The 25,869-nt window shown below is 75.4% G+C and carries 25 protein-coding genes, 2 tRNA genes and 1 riboswitch; of the genes, 9 read left to right on the top strand and 18 right to left on the bottom strand.

Translation table 11 applies throughout. The features are described from left to right. Positions 1-6 precede the first annotated feature (6 nt). Complete coding sequence (locus D459_RS0114610; RefSeq protein ID WP_017593758.1) at positions 7-2,124, top strand: HelD family protein; 2,118 nt, start codon at positions 7-9, stop codon at positions 2,122-2,124. 52 nt (positions 2,125-2,176) lie between these two features. On the opposite strand, the gene D459_RS0114605 is transcribed toward D459_RS0114610, so the two are convergent. The 5 genes from D459_RS0114605 to D459_RS0114585 form a co-directional block, all read right to left on the bottom strand. Continuing rightward, positions 2,177-3,391 (bottom strand): DUF2157 domain-containing protein, encoded by a 1,215-nt coding sequence (locus tag D459_RS0114605; protein WP_026120399.1) that lies wholly within the window; start codon positions 3,389-3,391, stop codon positions 2,177-2,179. A gap of 214 nt (positions 3,392-3,605) precedes the next feature. Then, entirely contained in the window at positions 3,606-4,631 is a 1,026-nt protein-coding gene (gene pdxA / locus D459_RS0114600) for a 4-hydroxythreonine-4-phosphate dehydrogenase PdxA (protein WP_026120398.1), read from the bottom strand. A gap of 79 nt (positions 4,632-4,710) precedes the next feature. Beyond that, on the bottom strand, positions 4,711-6,057 hold the full coding sequence (locus tag D459_RS0114595; RefSeq protein WP_017593756.1) for a four-carbon acid sugar kinase family protein: 1,347 nt from the start codon (positions 6,055-6,057) through the stop codon (positions 4,711-4,713). Between the two features lie 9 nt (positions 6,058-6,066). After that, on the bottom strand, positions 6,067-7,461 hold the full coding sequence (locus tag D459_RS0114590; protein WP_017593755.1) for a GntP family permease: 1,395 nt from the start codon (positions 7,459-7,461) through the stop codon (positions 6,067-6,069). Between the two features lie 29 nt (positions 7,462-7,490). Beyond that, positions 7,491-8,276, bottom strand: coding sequence for a DeoR/GlpR family DNA-binding transcription regulator (locus D459_RS0114585; protein WP_017593754.1), 786 nt, complete (start codon positions 8,274-8,276; stop codon positions 7,491-7,493). Between the two features lie 963 nt (positions 8,277-9,239). Between D459_RS0114585 and D459_RS0114580 the strand changes: the two genes are divergently transcribed. Continuing rightward, positions 9,240-10,019 (top strand): DUF3592 domain-containing protein, encoded by a 780-nt coding sequence (locus D459_RS0114580; RefSeq protein WP_017593753.1) that lies wholly within the window; start codon positions 9,240-9,242, stop codon positions 10,017-10,019. A 32-nt stretch (positions 10,020-10,051) separates the two neighbouring features. On the opposite strand, the gene D459_RS31640 is transcribed toward D459_RS0114580, so the two are convergent. After that, positions 10,052-11,542, bottom strand: a complete 1,491-nt coding sequence (locus tag D459_RS31640) for an MFS transporter (RefSeq protein WP_193790252.1) — start codon at positions 11,540-11,542, stop codon at positions 10,052-10,054. 79 nt (positions 11,543-11,621) lie between these two features. On the opposite strand from D459_RS31640, the gene D459_RS0114570 reads away from it, so the two are divergent. Next, positions 11,622-12,173 carry a CGNR zinc finger domain-containing protein gene (locus D459_RS0114570; RefSeq protein ID WP_017593751.1) on the top strand — a complete coding sequence of 184 codons (552 nt, stop codon included), beginning with the start codon at positions 11,622-11,624 and terminating at the stop codon, positions 12,171-12,173. Between the two features lie 23 nt (positions 12,174-12,196). Here the strand turns inward: D459_RS0114570 and D459_RS33645 are convergent, their stop codons facing one another. The 3 genes from D459_RS33645 to D459_RS0114555 all read right to left on the bottom strand — a co-directional run bounded on the left by D459_RS33645 (position 12,197) and on the right by D459_RS0114555 (position 15,078). Beyond that, the gene (locus D459_RS33645) at positions 12,197-14,098 is read right to left on the bottom strand and encodes a hypothetical protein (RefSeq protein WP_017593750.1); all 1,902 of its coding nucleotides are present in this window, start codon (positions 14,096-14,098) and stop codon (positions 12,197-12,199) included. Positions 14,099-14,319: 221 nt separating this feature from the next. Beyond that, positions 14,320-14,391, bottom strand: a tRNA-Val gene (locus D459_RS0114560). A gap of 84 nt (positions 14,392-14,475) precedes the next feature. After that, positions 14,476-15,078, bottom strand: coding sequence for a TetR family transcriptional regulator (locus D459_RS0114555; RefSeq protein WP_017593749.1), 603 nt, complete (start codon positions 15,076-15,078; stop codon positions 14,476-14,478). A gap of 122 nt (positions 15,079-15,200) precedes the next feature. Here D459_RS0114555 and D459_RS0114550 point away from each other — a divergent pair, with 122 nt between their 5' ends. The 3 genes from D459_RS0114550 (at position 15,201) to D459_RS0114540 (ending at position 18,328) form a co-directional block, all read left to right on the top strand. Continuing rightward, the gene (locus D459_RS0114550; RefSeq protein ID WP_017593748.1) at positions 15,201-16,442 is read left to right on the top strand and encodes an FAD-dependent monooxygenase; all 1,242 of its coding nucleotides are present in this window, start codon (positions 15,201-15,203) and stop codon (positions 16,440-16,442) included. Between the two features lie 136 nt (positions 16,443-16,578). Then, positions 16,579-17,250, top strand: a complete 672-nt coding sequence (locus D459_RS0114545) for a HEAT repeat domain-containing protein (protein WP_017593747.1) — start codon at positions 16,579-16,581, stop codon at positions 17,248-17,250. 4 nt (positions 17,251-17,254) lie between these two features. Further along, positions 17,255-18,328: a HEAT repeat domain-containing protein gene (locus D459_RS0114540; protein ID WP_017593746.1), complete on the top strand. Its 1,074-nt coding sequence runs from the start codon at positions 17,255-17,257 to the stop codon at positions 18,326-18,328. Positions 18,329-18,579: 251 nt separating this feature from the next. Here D459_RS0114540 and D459_RS0114535 read toward each other — a convergent pair whose 3' ends face one another. The 4 genes from D459_RS0114535 to D459_RS35430 all read right to left on the bottom strand — a co-directional run bounded on the left by D459_RS0114535 (position 18,580) and on the right by D459_RS35430 (position 20,409). After that, on the bottom strand, positions 18,580-18,924 hold the full coding sequence (locus tag D459_RS0114535; protein ID WP_017593745.1) for a DMT family transporter: 345 nt from the start codon (positions 18,922-18,924) through the stop codon (positions 18,580-18,582). Between the two features lies 1 nt (position 18,925). Next, the gene (locus D459_RS0114530) at positions 18,926-19,240 is read right to left on the bottom strand and encodes a DMT family transporter (protein ID WP_017593744.1); all 315 of its coding nucleotides are present in this window, start codon (positions 19,238-19,240) and stop codon (positions 18,926-18,928) included. 16 nt (positions 19,241-19,256) lie between these two features. After that, positions 19,257-19,322: riboswitch (guanidine-III (ykkC-III) riboswitch) on the bottom strand. An 88-nt stretch (positions 19,323-19,410) separates the two neighbouring features. Continuing rightward, entirely contained in the window at positions 19,411-19,824 is a 414-nt protein-coding gene (locus D459_RS34375; RefSeq protein ID WP_081620570.1) for a sensor histidine kinase, read from the bottom strand. A gap of 414 nt (positions 19,825-20,238) precedes the next feature. Further along, on the bottom strand, positions 20,239-20,409 hold the full coding sequence (locus D459_RS35430; protein ID WP_017593741.1) for a TetR/AcrR family transcriptional regulator: 171 nt from the start codon (positions 20,407-20,409) through the stop codon (positions 20,239-20,241). 271 nt (positions 20,410-20,680) lie between these two features. Here D459_RS35430 and D459_RS0114510 point away from each other — a divergent pair, with 271 nt between their 5' ends. Together D459_RS0114510 and D459_RS0114505 are read left to right on the top strand one after the other, a co-directional pair. Next, positions 20,681-21,022, top strand: coding sequence for a hypothetical protein (locus tag D459_RS0114510; RefSeq protein WP_017593740.1), 342 nt, complete (start codon positions 20,681-20,683; stop codon positions 21,020-21,022). 359 nt (positions 21,023-21,381) lie between these two features. Next, positions 21,382-21,657 (top strand): hypothetical protein, encoded by a 276-nt coding sequence (locus D459_RS0114505; RefSeq protein ID WP_017593739.1) that lies wholly within the window; start codon positions 21,382-21,384, stop codon positions 21,655-21,657. Positions 21,658-21,764: 107 nt separating this feature from the next. Here D459_RS0114505 and D459_RS0114500 read toward each other — a convergent pair. The 5 genes from D459_RS0114500 to D459_RS0114480 form a co-directional block, all read right to left on the bottom strand. Further along, positions 21,765-21,838 (bottom strand) — tRNA-Val (locus D459_RS0114500). A gap of 34 nt (positions 21,839-21,872) precedes the next feature. Further along, the gene (locus D459_RS31630; RefSeq protein ID WP_020380180.1) at positions 21,873-22,145 is read right to left on the bottom strand and encodes a hypothetical protein; all 273 of its coding nucleotides are present in this window, start codon (positions 22,143-22,145) and stop codon (positions 21,873-21,875) included. Positions 22,146-22,230: 85 nt separating this feature from the next. Beyond that, positions 22,231-22,692, bottom strand: a complete 462-nt coding sequence (locus D459_RS0114490) for a peroxiredoxin (protein ID WP_017593737.1) — start codon at positions 22,690-22,692, stop codon at positions 22,231-22,233. Positions 22,693-22,835: 143 nt separating this feature from the next. Next, the gene (locus tag D459_RS0114485) at positions 22,836-23,267 is read right to left on the bottom strand and encodes a DUF3052 domain-containing protein (protein ID WP_026120396.1); all 432 of its coding nucleotides are present in this window, start codon (positions 23,265-23,267) and stop codon (positions 22,836-22,838) included. Between the two features lie 136 nt (positions 23,268-23,403). Next, entirely contained in the window at positions 23,404-23,832 is a 429-nt protein-coding gene (locus tag D459_RS0114480) for a secondary thiamine-phosphate synthase enzyme YjbQ (RefSeq protein ID WP_017593735.1), read from the bottom strand. Positions 23,833-23,992: 160 nt separating this feature from the next. Between D459_RS0114480 and D459_RS0114475 the strand changes: the two genes are divergently transcribed. Beyond that, entirely contained in the window at positions 23,993-25,720 is a 1,728-nt protein-coding gene (locus D459_RS0114475; RefSeq protein ID WP_020380179.1) for a DUF7800 domain-containing protein, read from the top strand. The last annotated feature ends 149 nt before the right edge of the window (positions 25,721-25,869 follow it).

The raw sequence follows: 25,869 nt of genomic DNA, 5'->3' as shown, positions 1-25,869 counted from the left end.
ATCGGTATGGAGACCGCACTCTCATCGGAGATCCGCACCGAGCGGGCCCGGCTGGACGCCGCCCGCGACGCACTGCGCCGGATGCGCGAGGACGTCCTGACCACCGAGACCTCGCTCGGCGACGCGGTGGTGGACAAGTACACCAACGCCGTGCTGCGCCGCTCCCGGGAGCGGCGCGCCGAACTCCTCGCCGACCTTCCCGACGTGCCGCTCTTCTTCGGCCGGCTGGCCTTCCCGCGCGGCCGGCTGTTCGACGGGGAGGACGGCGGGCCGCGGGACGGCGACCGGCCGGACTCCCCCGACCTCGGCTACATCGGCCGCCGCAACGTGCACGACGGCACCGGCACCCCGGTGGTGCTGGACTGGCGGGCGCCCGTCGCGGCGGCCTTCTACCGGGCGAGCCCGCGCGACCCGATGGGCGTGCTGGCCCGCCGCCGGTACGGGTTCGGCGCCGGAGGGGAGCTCACCGCCTTCGAGGACGAGGACCTCACCGCCGGCGGACCAGGCGGCGGAGCCGAGGACGGGCGCGGCGGCGGGCTGCTGGCCGCCGAGATCGAGCGGCCGCGCACCGGCCCGATGCGCGACATCGTCGCGACCATCCAGCCCGAGCAGGACGACCTGGTCCGCGCCCCGCTGGAGACCACGCTGTGCGTCCAGGGCGCCCCCGGCACCGGCAAGACCGCCGTCGCGCTGCACCGCATCGCCTACCTGCTCTACACCGAGCGCGACCGGCTGAACCGCTCCGGGGTGGCCATCGTCGGCCCCAACCGCTCCTTCCTCTCCTACATCCGCAACGTGCTGCCCGCCCTGGGCGAAGTGCGGGTCGAGCAGACGACGCTGGCCGGGCTGCTCGGACTGGGCGAGGCCCGGCGCACCGACACCGCCGAGGCGGCCCGGGTCAAGGGCGACGCCCGGATGGCCGAGGTGATCCGCCGCGACCTGCGGTCCCTGCTCCGCGAACCGGAGCAGGAGGTCGCCGTGGCGGTGGGCGCCCGCCGCTACCGGGTCCCCGCCGAGGACGTCGCCGCGCTCTTCGGCGGCCTCGCCGCGCAGGACCTGCCCTACGCGGCCGGGCGCGACCTGCTCGCGCAGCGCATCGCCGGCGCGGTCCAGTCCGCGATGGAGCGCGCCGGGCGGCCCTGCGACGCGCGCACCCGCGCCCGCCTGGCCCGCTCCCGGGAGGTCGCCTCCGCGGTGGCCGCGATCTGGCCCGAGGCCGACCCGGTCAAGCTGGTCCTCGGCCTGCTCACCGACCCCGACCGGCTGGCCCGCGCCGCCGAGGGCCTGCTCACCCCCGAAGAGCAGGAGGCCGTCCTGCTGCCCGGCCGCCCCCGCGGCCCCGAGAGCGCCCGCTGGTCCGAGGCCGACCTCGCCCTCATCGACGAGGCCGCCTGCCTGATCGAGCGGCCGGGCTCGGTCGGCCACCTGGCCGTCGACGAGGCGCAGGACCTCAGCCCGATGCAGTGCCGGGCACTGGCCCGGCGGGCGGGGACCGGGTCGGCCACCGTGCTGGGCGACCTCGCCCAGGCCACCCGACCCGGCGCGGTGCGCGACTGGGACGAGCTGCTGGACCACCTGGGCCGCCCCGGCGCCGAGCGCGCGGTGCTGGACCGCGGCTACCGGGTCCCCGCCCAGGTCATCGGCTTCGCCGCCCGGCTCCTCCCGCACATCGCCCCCGGCCTGGGCGCTCCCGTCTCGGCCCGCCGCGCCCCCGGTGCGCTGCGGCTGACCCGCGCCGCCCCCGGCGGCCTGGCCGCCGCCGCGGCCGCCGCATGCGCCGACGCGCTGCGGACGGAGGGCTCGGTCGGGCTGATCGCCGCCGACGCCGACCTGCCGGACCTGCACCGCGCCCTGCTCGGCGCCGGGCTGGCGGCCGCCCTGCTCGGCACCGACGAGAACGCGCTGGAGGCCGAGCGCCTGGTCTGCGTCCCGGCCTCGCTCGCCAAGGGCCTGGAGTTCGACACCGTGGTCGCGGCCGAACCGGCCGCCATCGCGGCGAGCGCCCCCGGCGGCCCCGCCCGCGGCCTGCGCCTGCTCTACGTGGCCCTCACCCGCGCGGTGACCCGGCTGCACGTGGTGCACGCCGACCCGCTGCCGGACGCCCTGGCCGACCCGGGCGCCTGACCCCTTCGCGCCGTGCTCGGCGCCGTCTCCGTCTCAACGCCCCACCGGCCGCTCAGAGCCGCTCGTCCGGGTCCCGGGGGTCGACCAGGGGCGGGGGCTCCTCCTCCCGGGGAGCGGGGGACGGCGGTGGGGAAGCCTGCTCCGAGGGCCCGGGCCGGGCGCCCGCTTCCGGGGGCGGGCCGGGCGGGCCCTGCGGGGCCGGGGCGCCCGCGCCCGGTCCGGCCGGGCCGCCGCCGCTCCTGTGCAGCCGGAGGCCGAGCCAGCTGGACAGCAGCAGGACCGCGCCGGCGACCAGGAGGACGCCGGCCGCCGACATCTCGCCGTCGGTGAGGTACCAGACGAGCTGCGGGACGCCGACGGTCACCGCGATGATCCCGAAGACGAGCGCGGCGCCCGGGCCGCGCCCCGCGCCGGCCCTGCCCCGCCAGAGCACGTGGCAGGCGAACAGGGCGGCCGCCAGGACGAGGACCCCGATGCGGTCGAACGGCTCGGTGAGGAACTCGGCGCCGGTGAAGGCGGTCGCCGCGCCCAGTCCGACGGCGGTGCCGCGCTCGCGCACCGCCCCGGCGAAGGCCAGGCCGATCCAGACCGCGCCCAGCGCGGCCAGCGCCAGCCCGGTGGTGTTCACCATGGCGTCCTGGGCGAAGGCGTAGCCCGGGTCGTCGTAGTCCTCGATGGAGCCGGTGATCCGGTAGGCGGCCTCCCAGGCCGAGGAGCCGGCCAGGGAGGCGCTCATCCCCCAGGCCGCGACCGCCCCCGGGGCCGAGCGCAGCGCCGCGTAGCCCGCGGCGGCCGCGGCCAGGCCGACCGCCGAGGCGGCGATCTGCGGGGTGAGGGAGGCGTACGAGTCCACCAGGTCCTCCAGCCACACCCCGGTCGCGAGCGCCGCGGCGACCGCGGCCAGGGCGAACAGGGTGCCGCCGATCCGGCGGCGCACCGCGGGGGGCTCGGTCCTCGGCCGGAGCGCGCGCACCCCTCCGGCCATCACCGCCCCGGCGGCCGCGAGCACCGGCACCAGCGCCGCGAGCAGCAGCGCCCGGGCGGTGGGGGTGATCGCGTCCCAGGCGGTCGCCATGAAGACCGCCACCGCGGCCAGCACCAGGGCACCGCCGACGTAGCCGACGGCCTCGGCCCAGCGCACCGCGGGCCGGGCCTCGGCGGCCTCCAGGGCGGCGGCGACCGCCGCCGCCTGCCCCCGGGTGATCACCCCCTCGGCGACCAGCCGGTCCAGCGCCTCGCCTCTGGCGCCCTGCGGCTCCTCCGCCACCGCGCACCGCCCTTCCTCGTCCGCTCCGCCCCTTGCCCCGGGGCCTTCCCGCTGCCCGTGTCCGCACGCCATCCCAGCACAGGAAAGCCCCGGGGGGATGAGTACGGATGCTCATCCCCCCGGGGCGGGGCGATGACCGGGGTCCCGGCGGAGTGCCCCGGCGGGGCCCCGGTCATCGGGGAGGGCCGGGCGGACGGAGCGCGGCCCTCCCCCGTCAGCCGCCGTATTCGGCGCGGATCCGGCCGGCGAACCGGGCGAAGTCGGCGCCGTGCAGGAACGCCGAGGTCATCGTGCCCGGGTCGGCGGTGCCCTTGCCCGCGATGTCGAAGGCGGTGCCGTGGTCCACCGAGGTGCGCAGGATCGGCAGGCCCACGGTGACCGAGATGGTGCCGTCGAAGTCGTAGGTCTTCGCGGCGATGTGGCCCTGGTCGTGGTACTGCGACAGCACCCCGTCGTAGCGGCCCTGGAGCAGCTGGTGGAAGACGGAGTCGGCGGGCACCGGGCCGGAGACGCCGGCGCCGCGGGCGCGCATCCGCTCCACCGCCGGGGCCAGGTGCACGATCTCCTCGTCGCCGAAGGCGCCGTTCTCCCCGCCGTGCGGGTTGATCGCGGCGACCGCCAGGCGCGGCTCGTCGTGGCCGAAGACCCGCAGCGCGGTCAGCGCCTCCTCGATCGCGGTGACCTGCTGCTCCTCGCTGACCTGGTCGAGGGCCTTGCGCAGGGAGAGGTGCCGGGTGGCGAAGAAGATCTTCTTGCCGCGCACCACGAACATGGTGGTCTGGCGGGTGACCCCGGTCAGCGCGCCGAGCATCTCGGTGTGGCCGAGGTGCTCGCTGCCCGCCGCCCAGATGGCCTCCTTGTTGATCGGGCCGGTGACGATGCCCGCCACGTCCTGCTCCATCGCGGCCTTGGTCGCCACCTCGATGGCGCGCACCGCGGCGGCGCCGGCGCGGGCGTCCACCTCGCCCCAGGGCGGCTCCGCCTCGCCGAGGGAGTCGATGTCGTAGCAGTCGATCACCCCCTCCTCCTCGGCGGGCAGCTCGCTCCAGGAGGAGAAGCCGCGGACCCGGACGTCGAGTCCGCAGACCCGCGCGGCGCGGCGGAGCACGGCCGGGTCGGCCACCACCACGCCGCGCGCCGGGGCGCCGGTGCCCACCGAGGCGAGCGTGCGCACGGTGATCTCCGGGCCGATGCCGACCGGGTCGCCGACGGTCACGGCAAGGGTCGGGCGTTCAGTCATATTCGGGTCTTCCTCCCTGTCGCCGGGCGGGGCGCTCCCCTTGTCGCGCCCCGCCCGTGTTCCGTTCGCGCCGGCCGGGCTATTCGCGCCCGGCTCCGGATTCAGCGGTGCGGGGGCGGGCGCCCAGCTCCGCGGGGACGGTGCGGGCCCGCGCCCGGACCTCCCGGCGGAGCCGGCCGAGGCACTCCGCCGCGGTGCCGTCGTCGCCGACCAGCCCGCCCTTGGTGACCACCGGCGTGCCGTCCAGCGGGCCGCCGGCCAGCCGGCCGTGCACGGCCAGCGGCACGACCTCCCCGCCGACCTCGAAGGCGTGCGCGCCGAGCTCCTCCAGCACCGCCGAGGTGACGTCGCCGCCGCTGGTGTAGAGGCCGCCGGGGGCGGTGCGCACGCCGCGCACCGCCTCGGCGACCAGCCCGGCCAGCAGGCCCGGCAGGGCCCGCTTGGCCTCGAAGGAGAGCTCGACGACGTCCTGGGCGGTGGAGGCGGTGCGCACCACGACCGCCTCCGGGAACGCGGCGTCGTCCAGGTGCGCGGCCAGCCGGGCGCGCACCGCGTCGGCGTGCCCGGCGCCGCCGCCGGTGAGGGCGCGCGCGTCCACGTCGACGAAGCGCACGCCGCCCGCGCGGGCCAGCGCGTCCAGCTGGCGGCGGGTGAGCTCGGTGGCGCTGCCCACCACCGCGAGCAGCGGCCCGGCGGCGGTGCCGCCGCCGGTCAGGCCGAGCGCCTCGGCCAGCAGCGCCCCGGACGGGCCGGGGTCGACGGCCACCCACACGGTGCCGTCCCTGCGGTGCACCTCGGCGGCGGCCCGGGCGGTGTCGGCGATGTGCTCCTCGGTGAGCGCGTCGCAGAGCACCACCGGCTCGTCCCCTTCGGCCAGCCGGTCGGCCAGGTCGGGGCCGGTGACGTCGCGCAGCGACACCCGGCGCACCGCCAGCGGGCTCTGCCGGGCGACGATGTCGGCGACGACGCTCCCGGTGACCGGGCTGAGCGGGTCCACCGCCAGCTCGGTGCGCTCCAGCGGCACGCCGTCGAGCAGCTGCACGCCGTCCACGGTGACCCGGCCGGAGGCGGGGAACGCGGGGGCGAACAGCGCGCGGACCCGGGCCGCGGCCGGGGTGCGGCCGCGCACCGCCCGCCAGGCGGCCTCCAGCTCCGCGCCGACGTTGCCGCGCAGCGTGGTGTCGGTGCGCTTGACCACCAGCGGCACCGGGCCGACCGCGTCGATCACCTCGCCGACCAGCGCGGCCGCCTCGTCGGCGGGCAGGTGCCGGCTGTCCAGGTCGACCACGACCGCGTCGAACTCGGCGGCCGCCCGGGGCGCGTGCCGCGGGGCGACGGTGGCCACCCGCATGCCCGCGCGGGCGAACCGGGCGCCGGTGGCGTTGGCGCCGGTGAGGTCGTCGGCGACGACGAGTACCTGGGCCATATCGGACTCCTATCCCAGGATCAGGGCGGTCACGCCCAGCAGGGGCAGGCTGGCCAGCCACAGCACGGTCGTCATGCCGCTCCACATCTTCATCGCCGGGACCCCGGACAGCCCGGTGAACCGGGTGACCACCCAGAAGTAGGAGTCGCTGACGTAGGAGAAGACGAAGGAGCCGGAGCAGGCGGCGAGCACCGCGAGGGTGGGTTCGATCCCGCCCGACTCGACCAGCGGGGCGCTGAGCGTGGCGGCGGTGATGATGGCGACCGTGCCGGACCCCTGCGCCAGCCGGACGAAGGTGGCGATCAGGAACGGGACCAGGAGCATCGGCACCGGCCACCCGGACACCGCGTCGGCCAGCGCGTCGCCCACCCCGGACTGGCGGAGCACCTCGCCGAAGGCGCCGCCGGCGCCGGTGACGAAGACGATCATGCCGGCCGAGGAGGCGGCGGCGGTCAGCCAGCCGACCACGGTGGCCCGCGGCGTGCCCTTGGCGGGCAGCAGGTAGACGGCGATGACCAGGCCGACCAGCAGGGCGATGGGCGGGGCGCCGATGAAGGCGAACACCTCGGCGGCCGCGGTGCCCTCGGCGACGGCGGCGCTGACGGTCTGGCCGATGATCAGGCCGAGCGGCAGCAGCAGCGGGATGAGCGCGCGGAAGGCGCCGACCTGCGGGTCCGCAGGCTCCTCGGTGATGGGCCGGCCGTCGGCGGTGCGCGGCACCCCGGCGTCGGCGCCGCCGTCACCGCCCCCGGCCGCGGCGCCGACCCCGACCAGGTTCGGGTCCAGGTGGCGCTCCAGGCGCGGGCCCATGATCCGGGCGTAGACCACCACGACCGGGACGAGCAGCAGCGCGAACACCGAGCCGGCCACGACCACGGTGCCCATGTCGGCGTGGAGCAGGCCCACCGCGGCCAGCGGCCCGGGGGTGGGCGGCACCAGGTGGTGGGTGATGGACAGCCCGCCGGCCAGCGCCAGCGAGAGCACCACCAGCGGCTTCCCGTACCGCCGGGCCAGGGACTTGGCCAGCGGGTGCAGGATGACGAAGCCGGAGTCGCAGAAGACCGGGACGGAGACCACGGCGCCGGTGGCGGTCATGGCGGCGTCCTCGCGGCCCTTGCCGGCCATCCGGACGAACATCTTGGCGAGCGCGTCGGCGCCGCCGCTCTCCTCCAGGACCTTGCCGATCATCACGCCCATGGCGATGACGATGCCGATCCCGGCCAGGGTGTTGCCGAAGCCGGTGGTGATGTGGCCGATCAGCTCGGCCGCCGGGACGCCCGCGACGGCGCCGGTGACCAGGGCGCCCGCCAGCAGCCCGACGAAGGCGTCCAGGCGGCTCCAGAGGATGAGCGCGACGGCGGAGGCCACGCCCAGCAGCAGGGCCGCCAGAAGGAGCGGATCCATGTCCGTTCCCCTTTCTCACGGTGGGGATGTCAGCCGGTCCGGCCGGGGGTGCGGGGTGCTTCCGGGGCCGGGACGATGAGGGGGGTGCAGTTCGGGTCGTCCTCGATCGCGCGGCGGGCCGCGGGGGACAGCCCGTCGTCGGTGATCAGGGTGTAGGGGCCGGGGAGCAGGGCCCAGTGCGGTTCGGCGTCGGCGCCGATCTTGGTGGAGTCGGCGACGACCACGGTGCGCCGGGCGGCGCGCGCCTGGAGCTCCTTGACCGCGGCCAGCTCCGGGCTGGGGCAGTTGATGCCGCGCCCGGGGACCAGGCCGTCGGCGCCGAGGAAGGCGATGTCGGCGCTGACCCGCTCCAGGACGCCGCGGACGTACTCGCCGACCATGGCGCCGCGGCGGCGCCGCAGCCGGCCGCCGACCAGGATCAGCTCGATCCCCTCCGCGTCGAGCAGCGCGGACATCGGGCCGGTGCCGGTGGTGAGCACGGTGGGGCCGGACCGGCCGGCCAGCCGCTCCGCGATGAAGGCGGTGGTGCTGCCGGCGTCGAGGAGGACCATGTGGTCGTCCTCGATCATCTCCGCGGCCCGCTCGGCGATGCGCCGCTTGGCGGGGGCGTTCTGCCGGCCCTTCTGCACCCAGGACAGCTCGCCGCCGACCGGCGCGGGCACCGCGCCGCCGTGCGTGCGCACCACCCGGCCGGCCTGCTCCAGGTCGGTCAGGCCGCGCCGCACCGTGGACGGGCTGACGCCGAGCTCACGGGCCAGGTCGTCGACCCGCTCCACCCCGTCGGTCACCGCGTCCAGCAGCTTCCGGTGCCGCACCGCGCCCCCTTCGTGCTCATTTCAAGCAGGTTTCTCGCGCAAGAATGACCGAAATGAGCATGAAGCGCAAGTCTCACCTTGATGAACTGCGCATTACACGCAGTAGTCGGCGCCCGTTCCGCGCACCGGAATCCCCTGCCGCGCAAGGCGGCCCGAGCCTCGCCGAGCCCGCGGCCGCCCCCGGACGGCCCGCGAAACCGATCCCGGACCGGTCCCCTCCCCCGGGAGGAGACCGGCGCCCCGGCACCGGAAGCCGGGGACGCTCCTTCCGCACCGCCTCTCGTGTCCTGAGCCGCTGGTCCGATGAAGATCAGGGAAGCGGTCGCTCCGCCGGCCCCTCCCCCGCACAGGCCCCGCCCGCACCGCCCCGCTTTCCCCGCCCCCGCGCCCACCTCGTCGAGCTCAGCGTCGTCGTCTTTTCCCGACCCCTTCCCGCTCGGGGATGAGGGGACCGCCTCCGGTGGGCCGGGCAAAGACGACGACGCGAAGCTCGACGTCATCGCGGCGGTACCACGACGGTGTTGAGCCCCGGCCTGTTGCTTTTGCCCGGCCCACCGCCCCGGCGATCCCGCGTGGGGCCGGGGACCGAGGGAAAGAGCAACAGCCCTGGGCTCGACAAGGTGAGCGCGGGGCCGGGGTGGAGGGGAGCAGCGGCCCTGGGCTCAACAAGGCGGGCGCGGGGCCGGGGACCGAGGGAAAGAGCAGCGGCCCTGGGCTCAACAGGGTGGGTACGGGGCCGGACGCGCGTCCGGCCGAACACCCGGGCACGCCTCCTCCCCGCGGCGTCCCAGGGGCGCGTTCTCCGGCCCGCCGCCCGCTGCGTACCCTGGTTCCGCCCCTTCCCTGCCGGCGGAACGGGCCCCGGGCCGCCGCGCGCTCCGCTCCGGGCCGAGGCACGGAACCGCCCGCGGCACCGGCGCATCCCAGCCTTCGACACCTCTCCCCCGCCCCCGAGGAGCGTCCATGTTCCCCGAATACCTGCACGCCGGATGGCTGCTGTCGGCCGCGGGAGCGGTGCTCACCGCGATCGGGGCGGTGTGGGGCGCGCGTCGGCTGCGCACCGCGCGCTCACTGCTCCCGGTCGCCGTGGTGCGCGTGACCGAGGACCAGAGCGCCGAAGTCGTCGGCACCGGCCCGCACCGGCCCGCCGAGGGCGTGCTGGAGGAGGCCGGCCCCTGGCTCCGCCCCGGCGACGAGCTGATGGTGCGCCCGTCCCGGCATGCCCCGGGCCGCTACGCCGCCGCCCCGCGCCCGGCCGAGGAGCTCTGGGCCGGTCTCCTCGCCTACGGCGTGCTGCTGCTCGCCCTGGGCGCGCACGCTCTGACCGCCCCGTCCGGCTCCCCCGCCGCGAGTCCGCTCCGCTTGGTGGGCGCGGTCTTCTCCGCCCTGCCGTTCCTGGCCGCCGGGAAACTCGCCGGAGTGCTCGCCCTGATCCGCCGCGGCACCCGTGTCCGGGGGCGGGTCGCCGCCTTCCGGCGCCACCCGCACATCCGGTTCAACGACACCCCGGCCTCCCAGGCCCAGGTGGAGTACGAGTACGCCGGTGCCGTGCGCCGCGCGTGGAGCCCGGCCTCCTACGCCTCCTCCCTCGGCACCGGCCGGCCGGTGACCGCCTGGGTCGACGACCGCTCCCCCGTCTCGGTCCTCACCCTCGGCACCGGCCTGTTCGTCTTCCTCGCCATCGGACTCGTCCCCGCACCGCTGGGCCTGGCCTTCCTCCTCGGCCCGATCTGGCTCGGCTGACCCCGACTCCCCCCGCCGGGCCGCGGAGTGCCTCAACCCCGGGAAAGAGGCGGCCGCGGCCGGCCCGGCCCCCTTCCCGCCCCTGCCGCCCGGTCCGGAACCACCAGAGTGATCAGCGCGAACACCGCCAGCGCCAGCAGCTCCAGGAAGGCCGCGGCGAGCAGCGCCCCGGTGAGGGAGCGGGCGGCCAGCGGCCCGGCCAGCGCCGCCCCGGCGGCGAACGCGGTGATCTTCAGGCTGGCGCCGGTGGTGAAGACGCTCCCCCGAACCCGCTCGTCGGAGGCCCGGTGCCGGACCCGGAACAGCGCGGTCAGCTGCGGCCCCTGGGCGATGCCGATCAGCAGCGCCGCCCCCGCCAGCGGCCACCCGCCGGTCGCCGACGCGGCCAGGAGCACCGCGCAGGCCAGCAGCGCGCTGCTCGCCCAGAGCACGGTGCCGGGCCGCACCGGGGGCGGCCGGCGGGCCAGGACCATGTTGGCCGCCAGCGACGCCGCCGCGGAGAGCGCCATCATCAGCGCTCCCCGCTCGGCCCCGCCGAGCAGGGCCGCGCCCAGCAGCGGCCAGCACACCACCAGCATTCCGTCCTGAGCGGCGGAGAGCGTGGTCGCCGCGGTCGCCCGGGCCGGCTCCCGGCCGCGGAAGAGCGCGACCGCCCCCGCGAGCGGCCCGACCGGCGCCGGGCGCTCCACGCCGCCTCCACCCGGGACCGCCCCCCGCCGCACCCCGCCTCCGGTGCCGGCCGAAGACCGCCCCTGCCGCGCACCCCCTCCGCCACCGGAACGGCCTGCGGCCCCGCCCTGCCGCGCACCGCTCCCGCCACCGGAGCCTCCCGGAGGCCCGCCCGGGCGCGCGTCGCCCCCGTCCCGGCCCCCGTGGCCGGCCGGGCGGCACCCCTGTCCCGTACCGCAGGGCGGCGGCCCCTTTCCGTCCGGCAGGGACCAGGCGAACGGCACCGCTGCGGCCAGCAGCAGTACCGCCAGTGCCACCGCCGCGCCCGTCCCGGCCGCCTCGGCGGCCAGGCCGACCAGGGCGGGACCGACCAGGCCCGCGACCCCGAAGGTCATCGCGTCCAGGGCGCTCGCCCGGGCGAGGCGGGCCGCTCCGACCGCCCGCCCCAGCCGGGAGCTCCACCCGCCGGCCACCGCCGGGCCGAGCAGTCCCGCGCCGACCGCCACCGCGGCGGCCGCCGCGAGCGGGGCCCGCCCCAGTAGCAGCGCGACCGCCCCGATGCCGGCCGCGTACCCGGCGAGCATCCCGGCCAGCGCGCGGCCCGGCCGGCGGCCGCGGTCCAGGACCGCCCCCACCAGCGGCCCGCCGACCACCGCGGCGACGGCCAGCCCGGCCGGCAGCGCCGAGGCCGCGGCCGCCGACCCGGTGACCGCCAGCCCGGCCAGCACCAGCGCGGGCTTGGCCATCTCCTCGCCGATCCGCGCCGCCCCCGCCCCGGCCAGGTAGCCGCCCAGACCGGTACGCCGCCCGCCGCGCCCCTCCGCGCCCGGTCTCCCCGCATCAGGTCTTTCCATGACCGGCGACGCTACGGCGGTAACGGTGGTACGCCTAGACTGCGTTACATCCGCCCGCCCCTGACCGAACGGGGGATCCATGCCCGACGGCGTCACCGGCCTGCTCGCCGGCCGCTCCGTGCGTGCGGTCGCCGAGCGCACCGCCGACCTGGTCAACCTGCTCGCCGGAGCGGAGGAACCGCCACTGGAGGCGGTGGCCGAGACGCTGCGCGCGCACGGCGAGACCGACCCGCTCGACCTCGCCCCCGCCGACCTCCCCGCGCTGGCCGATGCGGCCCGCCGGCTGCGCACCGCCCTGCTCGCCGACGACCTCGCCGAGGCCTCCCGCCGGGTCAACGCCCTGCTCGCCGAGGCGGCCCACCCGCCCCGGCTCACCGACCACCACGGCACCGCCCACTGGCACCTGCACATCGACGCCCGGGACGACGCCCCCTGGGCCGACTGGCTGCTCACCTCGGGCGCCCTGGCCATCGCCCAGCTCATCGCGGACCGCCAGCGCCTCCCCGGCGGCCGCTGCGCCGCCCCCGGCTGCCCCCGCGTCTTCCTCGCCTCCGGCGCCGCCCCGCGCCGGTTCTGCTCCCCCCGCTGCGCCACCCGCACCCGCGTCGCGGCCCATCGCCGCAGGAGATAACACAAAGGCAGCCTCAGAGAGGTTCAATCACCTCTCCCGAGCGACCAACAAACCGACTCATAAAAATCCTCCCATACCCCCAGGTCGAACATCCCTCTTCTCTCTTCATGAGATTTCCCCAGCATTTCAGCAGCTCGAGAATCTCCTGCATCGCTCCCTCTGCGCAGCCAAATATCCGCCTCATTCCCCCTCCCCCACCCACTCAACAACCAAGCCAAGACGTACATAAATTCAACATTCTCAGGTTCTCTATAGATCGCTCTTCTGATCCATTTTTCACCATAAAAGCCTCTCCCGAGTCCAACAAATATTCCAGACGTGACCATTGCGCTAGAGTCGGCTACACCAGAAGAGATGACGCGATCAGCCCTCCCCAATTCACCATGGCTCACCAGAAGAACACACAAAAGCGAGACACCCCCACCAGAAAGTCCGCCAACCACTCTTTCTATCGCCCCATCGACGTCCACCTCCCTACCCTCTCTCTCCAAAAACAAGAGGCCAAAAATATAAGCATATACGGCCTCCTTGTTTCCTTTGGCCATCTCAACCCATTTTCGAGAGAGGGCAGAACGACCCTCGGCCTCCATGAGCGGAGCGACCATAGACAACCTAAAAAGCTCCTCATGACCTTCCGATATCGAGCTCCACCTCCTCTCCGCAGCCTCCTTGTGCCCATACTCAAAAAGAATTGATCCATCAATGTAGACATGGAATGCGCTGCGAACCGAGTCCCACGCCCTCTCGGCAGCATCCCTGTGGCCGGCCAGAAAGGCGATGTGGCCGACCATCGACCGCTCCTGATCAGTGACGGCCAAGCGGAGTGCGGTGCGGAAGAGCGGTTCCGGTGCCCGGCGGGCCCGGCCGACGTCCACCAGGTAGTCGAACGGCCGGACGTACTCCTCTTCCAGGTCTTCCGGGACGAGCAGACCGGCCACTCCGCAGCGGTGGCGCAGCGCCCACTCCAGCGCCTCTTCGAACGGCTCCGGCCGGAGCGCCGCCCCGCCGCGCAGGTACTCGCGGTAGAGCTCGCTCAACTCGGTGACGGGGATCGCGGAGGCGACGCCGGCCGCGGCCAGGTCGGCCGCTGCGGCCACCAAGGCGTGCCCGCCCGGGTGCCCGCCTTCGCCGGTGCTCCGCCAGGCGCCCCGCCACTCCGCGTCCAGCACGGGGGCTGCGGCCAGGTACTCCGCGATCCCGTGCGGCCCTCGTCCCCGAACCGCTTCGACCAGCCGATCATCACCGGCGTCCTCGGCCCGCCCGAGCTCATCCTCCGACCAGACCCGGGCCAGGGTGACCTGCTCGGCCAGGTTCAGCACCTCGTACCCGGCGCCGATACCGAGCAGGTCCACCGCCTGCTCCTGGACGGTGGCCACCACCGGCACCCGCGCCCGTCCGAGGCGCGCGACCAGCTCGGCGGTGAGCCTGCGCGGACCGAGGTAGCGGTCCATGCCGTCCAGCCAGAGCAGCCGCCCCTCCCCGGGGAAGGCGTGGTCGAGGTGCTCCGGCAGATCGTCCAGTTCCTCGCCGACCGGAGGAGCGATGATGCGGTACTCGGGAAGCAGTCCGGCGACCGCTTCGAACAGGCAGCGGCTCTTGCCCGCCGTGGACGCCCCGCGGAGCAGGAGGAGCCCGCCGCCCTTCGCCGCGATGCCCGCCAGAAGCGCGCGCACCCGCGCGTCGATGTCTCGCGGGACGTACTCGGGCACCGGGGAGGCGCCCTTCGCCGAGCGGGCCCGCTTCACCCCCAGCACCAGCGGATCGGCCTCGGCGACTCGCGGCGAACCCCGCACCCAGCCGGGCACCGGCCCCGGTTCCGGTGCGCCGACGCTGATCCTTCCGGCGATGATGCTCCCGGCCTGCAACGCGCTGCCGACGTCACCGCCGATCGTGTTGCGCGCCGCGCCGCTCTCACCGTCGTGCATCCGCCCGCCCTCCCACCGCGGCTCTCCGCTTCCCGTCCCCGCGTTTCCGCCCGGTGAAGCGCTCCGGTCCCGGCCGGAACCGGCGACCTCCACCGGCATCGCCCGCCCCGCCGGGCCCTCGGTGGGATGTCCGGCGCCGCTTCCCGCAGGAGGCCGCGGTGCCCCGAGACACGAAAAAGCCCCACGTCCTGTCCATACAGGCCGTGGGGCTCTCTTCGATGTGGGCGATACTGGGTTCGAACCAGTGACCTCTTCGGTGTGAACGAAGCGCGCTACCGCTGCGCCAATCGCCCTTGCTGCACACCGACTTTAGCGCACCCGCGGAGTCGACGGGAAATCGTTCGCCCGGGTCCGGGTGTGCGGCGCCTCTCCTCCGGCTAGTGGTGCGGGGCGGGGGCGGTGAAGCCGTCGGCCAGTGCGGTGGCGGTGTGCCGGATGCGGGTGCGGACGGCGGTCTCGTCCCCGGTGGTGAGGACGAGGTGGTGCAGGACGCCGACGAGTGCGAGGGCCAGTGCGCCGGGGTCCGCCGAGGGGGTCAGGCGGCCGAGGCGCTGCTCTTCCGCGAGGTAGGCGGCGGCGGCGCTCTCGATCGCGTCGAGGCCGGCCGTCCGCTCGCCGAGGATCGCGCGGACCCGCTCGGCCAGCTCCGGGCGCGAGGCGAGCAGCCGCACCGGTGCCAGCAGGGCGGTCGGCGGGGTGGCGAGCAGCGCGTCGCGGAGGTTGCCGGCGACGGTGCCCGAGCCGGCCCGGTCCGGCAGTGCGGCCGCCTCGGCGGAGATCAGGAACGCGCGGTCGACGGCGTAGTCGGCGAGGAACGCGTCGAAGTCGGCGAAGTGCCGGTGCAGCAGCCCGATCGCGACCCCGGCCTCGGCGGTGACGGACCGGCCGCTGAGCCTGGCGGGTCCGTCTCGGACGATCACCCGCTCGGCGGCGGCGAACAGGTGCTGCCGGACCTCCGGAATGGCGACGCCCCTTGGCATGCCGACCAGTCTATGCGCCCGGTGCGCGGGGCGCTTCCGGCGACTTGCCCCCAGAATGAACATGTGTTCATACTTGGCGTGGGCAACCGTTCGTACCCGGCTCGGAGATGGTGGAGGCAGCGATGGCGGACATCGGCGGCGGGCGGCGCGCCCGGGGTTCGGGCGGAGGAGCGCGGGCCGGACGGGCGGTCGTCTCCGGGGCCGGCATCGCCGGCCTGGCCACCGCGCTCCGGCTGCACCACGCGGGGTGGGAGGTGCTCGTGGTCGAGCGCGCCCCGGCCCGCCGCAGCGGCGGCTACATGATCAACCTGGTCGGCCCCGGCCACGCCGCCGCGGAGCGCCTGGGGCTGCTGCCCGCGCTGGCCCCCCGGGACCTCGGCCTGTTCACCACGGTCATGGTCAGGGCGGACGGGCGGCCGAAGTTCACCGTCCCGGCCGCGCTCGCGCAGGCCGCGCTCGGCGACCGGGCGCTCACGGTCTTCCGCGGCGACCTGGAGTCCGCTCTCTACCGGGCGGTGCGGGAGCACGCCGCGATCCGCTTCGGCACCACCGTGCGGGCCGTCGAGCAGGACGCCGACCGGGTCCGGGTCGCGCTCGACGACGGCACGTCCGAGCAGGCCGACCTCCTCGTCGGCGCGGACGGCCTGCACTCCGGCGTCCGCCGGACCGTCTTCGGCCCGGAGCGGGACTTCCGGGTGGACCTGCGGCACGCGGTGGCGGCGTTCCCGCTCCCCCGCGTCCCGGCGGACGTCCCCGAGGGCGCGGGCACCGTGTTCATCGGCCCGGGGCGCACCGCCTCCGTGGTCAACCTGGGGCCGGGCCGGTCCTCCGCGTTCTTCGCCTACCGCTGCGCCGACCCGGACGCCGAGCTGGACCGCGGCCCGGTCGGCGCGCTCGGCACCGCCTTCGGGGACCTCGGCGGGGGCGCGGCCGGTGCGCTGGAGCTGCTCGCCGGCGCCCCGGAGGACGCCTACTTCGACTCCGTCTCCCAGACCGCGATGGACCGGTGGAGCCGGGGCCGGGTGGTGCTGCTCGGCGACGCGGCCTGGTGCGTCTCCCTGTTCGCCGGGCACGGCGCGACCCTCGCCCTCAGCGGCGCCGACCGACTCGGCGACGCCCTGGACGAGCACGGCGGCGACGTCCCGGCGGCGCTGGCCGCCTGGGAGGCGCGGCTCCGTCCCGAGGTCCGCGGGCGCCAGGCCTCGGCCCGCAAGGGGATGACCCGGTTCGCCCCGCCCACCAGGGCCCACGTCCGGGCGAACGACCTGGTGATGCGCGCCATCGGGCTTCCCGGGGTGAGCGCCCTCTTCCAGCGCTCCGTCCAGCGGTCCATCCGGAGGTCCACCGAGCGGGCGGCCCGGTAGCCGGCACCCGCCCCGCGCTCCGGCGGGCGGGCGGGCCGGCGGCCGGCGGCTTTCCCCGCCCGGCACGGCCCCGCCGCGAGGACTTGACCTTGCCACTGTGACAAGGTCTTGAATCGCGGGCGGAGGTGGTCCAGAAGTGGACGGGAAACACGGCGGCCGGATCGCGCCGCGGTTGAAGAGCGCACTGGAGGCCGCGGAGTCGTCGGCCCGGCTGCAGGCGGCGCTGGCCGCCGGAATGCGGCCCGCGCCCGAGTACGTCGGGGTCCTGGTGGAGCGGTGCGGCACCGAGCCGGACTTCTACGTGCGCGACATGCTGACCTGGGCGCTCACCCAGCACGACGCGGAGGCCGCCGTCGGCCTGCTCCTGCCCGAGCTGGAGTCGGAGAACCCGCAGGCCCGGAGCCAGGCCCTGCACACGCTCTCCAAGATCGGGGACCGGCGGGTGTGGCCCGCGATCACGGCGGACCTGCTGCGGGACGAGGACGACGAGGTCGCCCGCGCCGCGTGGCGCACCGCCGCCGGGCTCGTCCCGGAAGGCTTCGAGGCCGACCTCGCCGAGACCCTGTCGACCCAGTTCGGCCGAGGGGGCCGCGAGGTGCGGCTGAGCCTCAGCCGGGCCTTCGTCGCGCTCGGCCCGGCGGCGGCGCCCGCCGTCGAGCGGGCCCGGGCCGACCCCGACGAGGGCGTGCGCACGCACGCCGTCGCCACCGAGCGCCTGATGCTCGACCCCGAGGAGGGGTTCGACGCCGCGATCGCGGAGGCGGAGCGGATCGTCACGCTTCTCGGCGCACCGCTCACCGGGGAGTGAACCGGTGCTGATCGGCGAGGTCTCGGAGCGGTCCGGCATCAGCACCCGCATGCTGCGCCACTACGACCGGATCGGGCTGGTGTCGCCGAGCGGGCGCACGCCGGGCGGGTACCGGGAGTACTCGGAGCAGGACGTCCGCCGCCTGTTCCACGTGGAGGGGCTCCGCTCGCTCGGGCTGAGCCTGAACGAGATCGCCGACGTGCTCGGGGACCTCTCGTTCAGCCCGGCGGCCATGGTCGAGCAGCTCACCGCCCGCGCCCGCGACCGCATCGCCCGCGAGGAGGAGCTGCTCCGCCGGCTCGACCGGGTGCGGGCGAGCGGCCCGGACGCCTGGTCCGACGTGCTGCGCCTGGTCGAGCTGGTGCGCGGGCTCGGCGCCGGCACGCCCTCGGCGCGCCAGCGCCTCGCCCTGTCGCTCCCGGGCGGGGAGGACCGCGACGCCGTCCCCCTCGCCGAAGCGGCGCTGAACGAGCCCGACCCCAACGTCGCCGGCGCGCTGCGCTGGGCCCTGGCGCGGACCGGCGACCGCGCGCTCCCGGTCCTGGTGGAGGCCTTGGACTCCCCGGACGCCGACCGGAGGCGGCGCGCGGTGGCGGCGCTCGAGAAGATCGGCTCGCCCCGCGCCTCCGCCGCCCTCGCCGGTGCGTTCCGCCACCCCGACCCGCTGGTGCGCCGGCGGGCGGTGCTCGCACGCGGCGCGCGCGGCCGGGCCGACGCCGTCCCCGCGCTCGTCGCCCTGGTCGCCGAGGGGAGTGACGACGTCGAAGCCGCCGACGTGCTCGGGCTCCTCGCCCGCCTGCACGGCTGCGCGGACGAGATCGCGCACGCGGTCGCCGGCGGGCTGGCCGGCGCGGCGGAGCCGGCCCGCCGCCGCCTCGCGGGCGCGCTCGCCGAGGTCCCCGGCCCGCGCGCCCGCGCGGTCCTGGCCGCGCTCGCGGAGGACCCGGACCGCGGCGTCGCCCTGACCGCGTCGTTCGTGCTCAGGGCGCGGCACTCCGACGACCGGCCGCCCGGCGGCGAGGACGGTGAGAGCGGTGCGGGCGGCGAAGGCGGTGCGGGCCCCCGCGCCCCTCGGTGACGGGCGGGAGGGCTCCGGTCGGGTGAGCCGTCCGCGCATGCGCCCGCCCACTCGCCGCAGGGCCGCGGCTCCGCGGTGCGTGGGCGGGCGCCCGCGGTCGCGGACGCAGCGGCGCCGGCCGGTGCTCCGCCCGGCGGGCGGAGTGGCGGACGGAGCGGCGGCCGCGGGCGCGGCGGGCGCCGCTCCTCGAACGGCCTCCGGGCCCGGCGGGGACACGGCCGGGCCCGGAGGAGCGCCGCCCCGGGCGGCCGTCAGGGCTTCTCGGCGGCCGGTTCGGGCGCGCCCCGCACCAGCTTCAGCCCGACGACCGCGGCGATGATCCCGATGAGGAAGACGATCTTGGCCGCCGAGACGCTCTCGCCGCCGGTGGCCATCGCGTAGAGCACCGTCAGCGCGGCGCCGAGGCCGACCCAGACCGCGTAGGCGGTGCCGATGGGGATGTGCTCGGCGGCCCATCCCAGGCCGACCATGCTCACCGCGAGGGCGACGAGGAAGACGGCGGTCGGGACCGGCCGGCTGAACCCCTCGGACATGCCCAGGGCGGTGGCCCACACGGCCTCGAACACCGCGCTGACGAGAAGGACGATCCACGGCATGTCAGCTCACCGCCTTGAGGCCGACGATCGAACCGACGAGCAGGACCAGCAGCAGGGACTTGCTCCAGGTCGCGCGGTCCTGCCCGGTGACCAGGCCCCACAGCACCGTCAGGGTGGCGCCGATGCCCACCCAGACCGCGTAGGCGGTACCGGTCGGCAGGGAGGTCATCGCCCAGGCCAGACCCGCCATGCTCAGGGTCAGGGCGACGAGGAAGAGGACGGTGGGGCGCCATCGGGAGAACCCCTTGGAGGCGGAGAGCGCCAGCGCCCAGACGGCCTCCAGGACGCCGGAGGCGACCAGAACGAACCAGGCCATGGAAGAACGAGCCCCTTTCGAGGCCGTCTTGTCGTGGTGCGGGTACGGCTCCCTCGTCCGCGGACCCGGTTCCGGGGGCCCGGCCTCATGGTAGGCCATCCTCGCAGGCAGGGCCGGTGAAACCCGTCACAGCGCGCCGGGCGGGACGGGGCGCCGCGCCGCGGGCCCGCTCAGTCCGCCGGTCCGAGCAGGGCGAGCCGCACCCGGAAGGTGCACCCCCGCCCCGGGGCGCTGTCGACCTCGACGTCGCCGCCGTGGGCCGTGACGAGGGAGTGCACGATCGACAGGCCGAGGCCCGCGCCGGCGCCGGTGGCGCGGGTGCGCGAGGCGTCGGCCCGGTAGAACCGCTCGAAGACCCGCCGCTCCTCCTCCGGCGGGAGGCCCGGCCCCTGGTCGGCCACCTCCAGCACCGCGTATCCGTCCTCGGCGCCCACGCCGATCCGGACCGGCGTTCCGGCCGGCGTGTGCGCGACCGCGTTGCCGACCAGGTTGGTGACGACCTGCCGCAGGCGCTCCTCGTCCCCGAGCGTCTGGGCCGAGGCGGGCCGGCCGCCACCGCTCCCCGGTGGGCCGGGCGGTGGAATCGGCCGTGAGCAGGCCGGTGGCCGCGTCGATCAGCGCCGCCGCGTACGTCTCGGCGTCCGGCTCGCGGAGGGGCGCGGCCCCCTCCGCCCCTTCCAGGTCGGCGAGGGCGGAGATGATCGGCCGGCCCGCCCAGGTGATCCGGGGGCGCAGCGCCGGCAGGGTCAGGCCGGGGAGCCGGTCGGCGACCAGGCGCCCGACGGCCACCGCCTCTTCGAGCCCGCCCGATTCCGGGAAGGCGGTGACATAGCGTCCGACGTATTCGAACACCCGGTGCAGAAAACGCACGTAGTGGCTCCCCGAGCCGGTGGCCTGATCGGCGGGCGGCCGCACGAGGATCCCCACCAATGCCCGCGGATCGTCGAGTCGCCCGTCGGCATCGGCCGTTTTCAAGAATTCTGCGCAGCGGGCGGCGATCACACTGAGCCAGTGCTTGAAATGGCCCTGATCAGGGTTTTCTTGTTCTGAAAGTGGTATTTGGCCGCGACGGTATTGCGCTTCCACACCTCGGAACCGATCTGCCGGAGAGAGGTCGCGTCGATTCCCTGCGTCGCGAACAGCTGCTCCGCGGTGAGCAGGATCTGCAATCGGGTCGATGATTCCACTGGCTTTCCCCTGTCCGGCCCTGCGGCACCGGGAACCGATTGAACAACGTGGTTCAATCGGCCTCAACGCCTCGAAGGCGGCAGGTCGCCCGCTCCGCCGGCGGGGAGATCCTCGTGTCCGGCCCGTCCAGCGCACCGGCCGCCCGCGCGGAAACACCGCCCGTCCCGGCGCTCCTGCGGCGCCGGCCCCCTCCCCCGCCCGCTCCGGGCGGGAGGGCCCGGCACCGCCCGCGACCTGGCCAGGTTCGGCGAGATGGTCCGGCTCGGCGGCGTGCTCGGCGGCCGCCGGATCGTCCCGGAGGCCGTCGCCTCGGCGATCGCCTCCGACGTACCGGACGGCTGCGGGCACCGGGTCCGCTTCCCCGCGGCGCCGCCCGATTCACCTGCCGCCCTCTCCTACCACGACCTGTGGTGGATCCTGAACGACCCCTACGGCTCCTTCATGGCGAGCGGCATCCACGGCCAGCGCCTGTTCATCTCCCCCGCGCTCGAACTGGTCGTCGTCCACTACGCCTCCCAGGTCGTCTCCCCGGCGGCCCCCTACCCGCCCCTCGTCCGGGCGTTCCTCGAGATCGGCACCCGCCTGCAGAACTGAACGGGCGACCCGGGAGGCATCCGAAGCACGGAATTCGAGTGGCCCACTTCACACGGCCCGCGTTCCCCGCATTCGGTTTACTCTCCGCATCAGGGTTTTTCAACGAGGATCGAAATGCCCGGCAATAGGCACGGCACCCCTTCGATGGCGACATACGGCCAGGTCAACAGGGATCTCAGTGCACTTCTCCGCCCCCTTTTCCGGTCCGATCGGGAAAAGCCCCGGCGCCTTGCGGCCGCCACGGGCGCTGGATAGCGTCGGGGTCCGCGAATTCGGAGCGCTCTCCCAAGGAGAAGGCCGTTCCGTTTTCACGTTCATCCGCCGGAGCCGGCGCCGACATCCGCAGAAAGGTCCTCCACGTGAACCGCATCAAGAAGGGAGCGGCCTCGCTCCTGGTGGCCGCAGCGGCCGCATCCGGAATCCTCCTCGCCGCGGCGCCGGCCGGAGCCGACACGGTGAGCGCCTACGGCCCTCCGAACGACACGAGGATCGAGGAGAAGAACCTCTCGGAGAAGGAGTGCAAGGCCAAGGCCTTCCTCTACAACAGCTCGATCGGCACCGGGACCTCCCGCTATTACTGGTGCGTCACCAGCAATCCCCCCAAGATGCACCTCATGAGCGTGAGCAGGAGCTAGTGCCCCGCTGAGCGGCCGACCGGAACCGGTCGGCGATCCCCGGGCGCAGAGAAGCCCCGCCGCCTGCCCGTGCAGGTGGCGGGGCTTCTCGCTGGTCTGTGGCTGGGTGGGCGCAGCAGGGCTCGAACCTGCGACCTTCCGGTTGTAAGCCGGATGCTCTGGCCAACTGAGCTATGCGCCCTGAACCGGGTCGGAAGAAATGGTACAGGGTCGGGTCAGTGGTGGGTGCGGTCGGCCGGGAGGAAGGACAGGCCGCGCAGGGCGCGGGAGAGGGCCTGTTCGACCGCGTTGGTGAGGGCCGGGTCCGGATCCGGGGCCGGGCAGGGGGAGGTCTGCGGGCGGATGTGGCCGCAGCTGTGGCACTCGACCTCGCCGAGGCGGGAGAGGAGGAAGGTGGAGCGGCAGCGGGGGCAGCGGTCCAGGTCCGCCTTCCAGTCCCGGGCGAGCTGGCATTCCGGGCAGATCAGGACCTGGCGCTCGTGGCGCACGCCGCGCTTCCATGGGCGCGCGCCACGGGCCGGGTCGGTGTGCCGCGCCCCGCAGAGCGAGCAGGGCATCACGGTCCTCCGGAGATCAGCTGAGTTCGGCGAGGGCCTTGCGGTAGTCGTCCAGGTCGCGCGCCTCCGAGATGGGGTTGACGACCTTCCAGCGGACCACGCCCTCCTTGTCGACCAGGAACGTGCCGCGCACGGCGACGCCCTTGTCCTCGTCGAACACACCATACGCCTTGGCGACGGCGCCGTGCGGCCAGAAGTCGGAGAGCAGCGGGTAGTCCAGGTTCTCCCGGTCCGCCCAGGCCCGGTGGGCGAACATCGAGTCGACGGAGATGCTCAGCAGCTCGGCGTCGCCGCTCCGGAAGTCGGAGATGTTGTCCCGCAGGGAGCAGAGCTCGCCCTCGCACACGCCGGAGAACGCCAGCGGGTAGAAGACCACGACCACGTTCTTGCGGCCCTTGAAGTCGGACAGCCGCACGGTCTGGCCGTGCTGGTCGGAGAGCTCGAAGTCCGGGGCGGGCTGCCCGATCTCGATCGACATGGGGTCGGCACCTGTACCTCTCTGTATCGACGATGCGCACCGCGAGGGTGCCGCCCGCGCTCGGGCGGGCGGCACCCTGCACGGCCAAGCCTAGGGCAGCCGGGTGCCGGAGGCCCTCCGGGCGCGACCCCGTGCGGCGCCGCTCAGCGGCCGGCCTTCGGGGCCACGAGCCTGAAGCCGGCCCAGTCCGAGCCGACGCTGACCGCGCTGGTCTGCGACAGGCCCGCGGTCGAAGCGGCATCCGACACGTCGGTCGGCGGCACGTGGCCCTCCCGACCCGCCTTGGGGGTCAGCACCAGGATGGCGCCGCCGCCCTCCACCGCCCCGAGCACGTCGACCAGGGCGTCGGTGAGGTCGCCCTCCTCGTCGCTCCGCCACCACAGCAGGGCGGCGTCGAAGATGCCGTCGTCGTCCTCGTCGACCAGCTCCTCGCCGGTCAGCTCGGCGATCGACTCGCGCAGCCGCTCGTCCACGTCGTCGTCGTAGCCGAACTCCTGCACCACCTGACCCGGTTTGAACCCGAGTCGATCGGCCAGGCCTCGTTCACTTTGCGCCTGGCCCGCGGTCGCGCTCACGAAAGTCCTCCTCCACGAAAATCCACTGTGTCCACCGGTCCTGTACCGTCACCGGCTCGTTCCCGCTTGCTGCCGCCTAAGTTCACACGCTGCGGCACCGATCCGTCAACGCGCGCCCCACCGGCGGCCTCGCCACCTACCATCCTGCTCCGTCCGCACCGCCCGTCAAGAAGGACAGCCGCACCGTGCGCCGGGGGTTGTCCACGTTGAGGTCGACCACCGCGACCGACTGCCAGGTTCCCAGTGCCGGACGGCCGTCCAGCACGGGCAGCGTGGCGTAGGGCGCGATCATCGCGGGCATGACGTGCGAGCGTCCGTGACCGGGCGATCCGTGCCGGTGCCGCCACCGGTCGTCTGCCGGGAGCAGGTCGGCGAGCGCGGCCAGCAGGTCGTCGTCGGAGCCGGCGCCCAGCTCCATCACGGCGACGCCCGCCGTCGCGTGCGGCACGAAGACGTTCAGCAGCCCGTCCCCGCCCGCCTCCGCGGTGAACGCGCGGCACTCCTCGGTGATGTCGAAGACGCCCTCGCGGTCCCCCGTGCGGAGGTCCAGTTCTTTTGTCCGCATGCGGCAACGGTTACCCACGCCGGGGCGGTACCGAACCTCTTTCCGGGAGCCGTCCGGGTGACGCCCGCCTCGCCGGGGCGCCATACTCGCCCTTGGGGCTCCGGCCCCGCCGCCCCCGGGCGGCCTGCAGTGCCGACCAGTCAGCCGATCAGTCAAAGGGGTGCGCGTGGCAACCGGTCTCCGGCTCGGCCCGATCCTGCGGAAGACGACCGAGACCACCGCGACGGTCTGGGTGGAGACCGACGCCCCCGGCACGGTGCGGGTCCGCGCGGGCACCGCCGCGGCGAGCGCGGAGACGTTCACCGTGCACGGCCACCACTACGCGCTGTGCGAGGTCGGCGGGCTCGCCCCGGACTCCGCCGAGCCCTACACGGTGGAGGTGGACGGCGAGCGCGTCTGGCCGCCGGCCGCCTCCCCGCACCCGCCGAGCCTGCTGCGCACCCTGCCCGGGACGGGCCGGCCGGTCCGGCTGGCGTTCGGCTCCTGCCGCACGCCCACCGACCACTCCCCCGGCGCCGTCGCCCGGTACGGCCCCGACGCGCTGCGCGCCTACGCCCTGCGGCTGTCCGGGCGGCGCGCCGCCGCGGGCGGCCACGCGGGCGAGGACGAGCCGACCGCGCTGCTGCTCATCGGCGACCAGGTCTACGCCGACGAACTGCAGCCGCGGATGGCGGCGCACCTGGCCGAGGCGCGCGCCCAGGACTCCGGGGAGCGCGCGGCGGCCGCCCCGCCCGACGGCGAGGTGGTCTTCTACGACGAGTACGCCGAGCTGTACCGGCAGACCTGGACCGACCCCGACGTGCGCTGGCTGCTGTCCACCGTGCCGTCGCTGATGCTCTTCGACGACCACGACGTCCGCGACGACTGGAACACCTCGGGCTCCTGGCGGCGGGACATGGACGCCTCCCCGTGGTGGCGGCGGCGCATCGTCTCCGGGCTCGGCTCCTACTGGGTCTACCAGCACCTGGGCAACCTCACCGCGGCGCAGCGCGCCGAGGACCCGCTCTTCGCCGAGGTGCGGCGGGCGGCGGCCGCCGGGCGCGACGCGGGCGCGGAGGTGGACGCCGCCGCGCTGCGCGCGCACACCGAGCCGCAGAGCATGCTGTGGAGCCACGAGCACGCCGTCGGCGACGGCAGGGTGCTGATGGTCGACGCGCGGGCCTCGCGCGACGTGGCCGACGACGCGGACCGGTCGATCCTCGGCGGCCCCGGGGAGGCGTGGCTGGACGAGCGGCTGCGCGGCGGCACCCGGCACCTGGTCGTCGCGACCACGCTGCCGTTCCTGCTCCCCCGGGCCGTGCACCACCTGGAGGGGTGGAGCGAGGCGCTGTGCGCCGGCGCCTGGGGCGGCCGGCTGCGCGGTTTCGGCGAGCGGCTGCGCCGCGCGCTCGACCTGGAGCACTGGGCGGCGTTCCGCCGCTCCTTCGACGCGGTCGCGGGCGCGCTGGTGCGGGTCGCCGCGGGCGAGCGCGGCGCACCGCCGGCCACCGCGCTGCTGCTCTCCGGGGACGTGCACTTCTCCTATCTGGCGCGGGCCCGGCCGACGCGGGCCGCGGGCTCCGCCGCGGCGGCCGGCCGGACGGTGATCGCGCAGCTCACCTCGTCGCCGCTGTGCAACCGGCTGCCCGGCAACTTCCGCCGGGCGGCCTGGCTGTCGCCCCGGCGCCTCCCGGCCGCGGTGGGCACGGTCATGGCCCGGCTGGCCGGCGTGGCCCGCTCCCCCCTCACCTGGGGGATGGACGAGGGCCCGTGGTTCGGCAACGCCGTGGCGACACTGCTCCTCGACGGCGACCGCGCAGAGGTCCGCTGGTCCTTCGCCGCCCAGGGCTGCGACTCCGGCTCCCCCCTACTGGAGGACGGCCCCACCCACGTCCTCTCCCCGCACTGACCCCACGCTGCCCCTGCGGGGGTCTCCTGGTCTCCTCTGCAGCAGGAGCCCGGAAGGGGAAAGGGGCAGCGGCCTCCGGGGCCGCAGCGACGGCCAAGGAAGGGCCGGGGTGGAGGCGATCACCCGAGCGCGGCACCCCACGGGGCGAA

It is taken from the genome of Nocardiopsis potens DSM 45234 (genome assembly GCF_000341105.1).
Taxonomy (GTDB): Bacteria; Actinomycetota; Actinomycetes; order Streptosporangiales; family Streptosporangiaceae; genus Nocardiopsis_A; species Nocardiopsis_A potens.
This window is presented reverse-complemented; position numbering and strand designations above follow the sequence as displayed.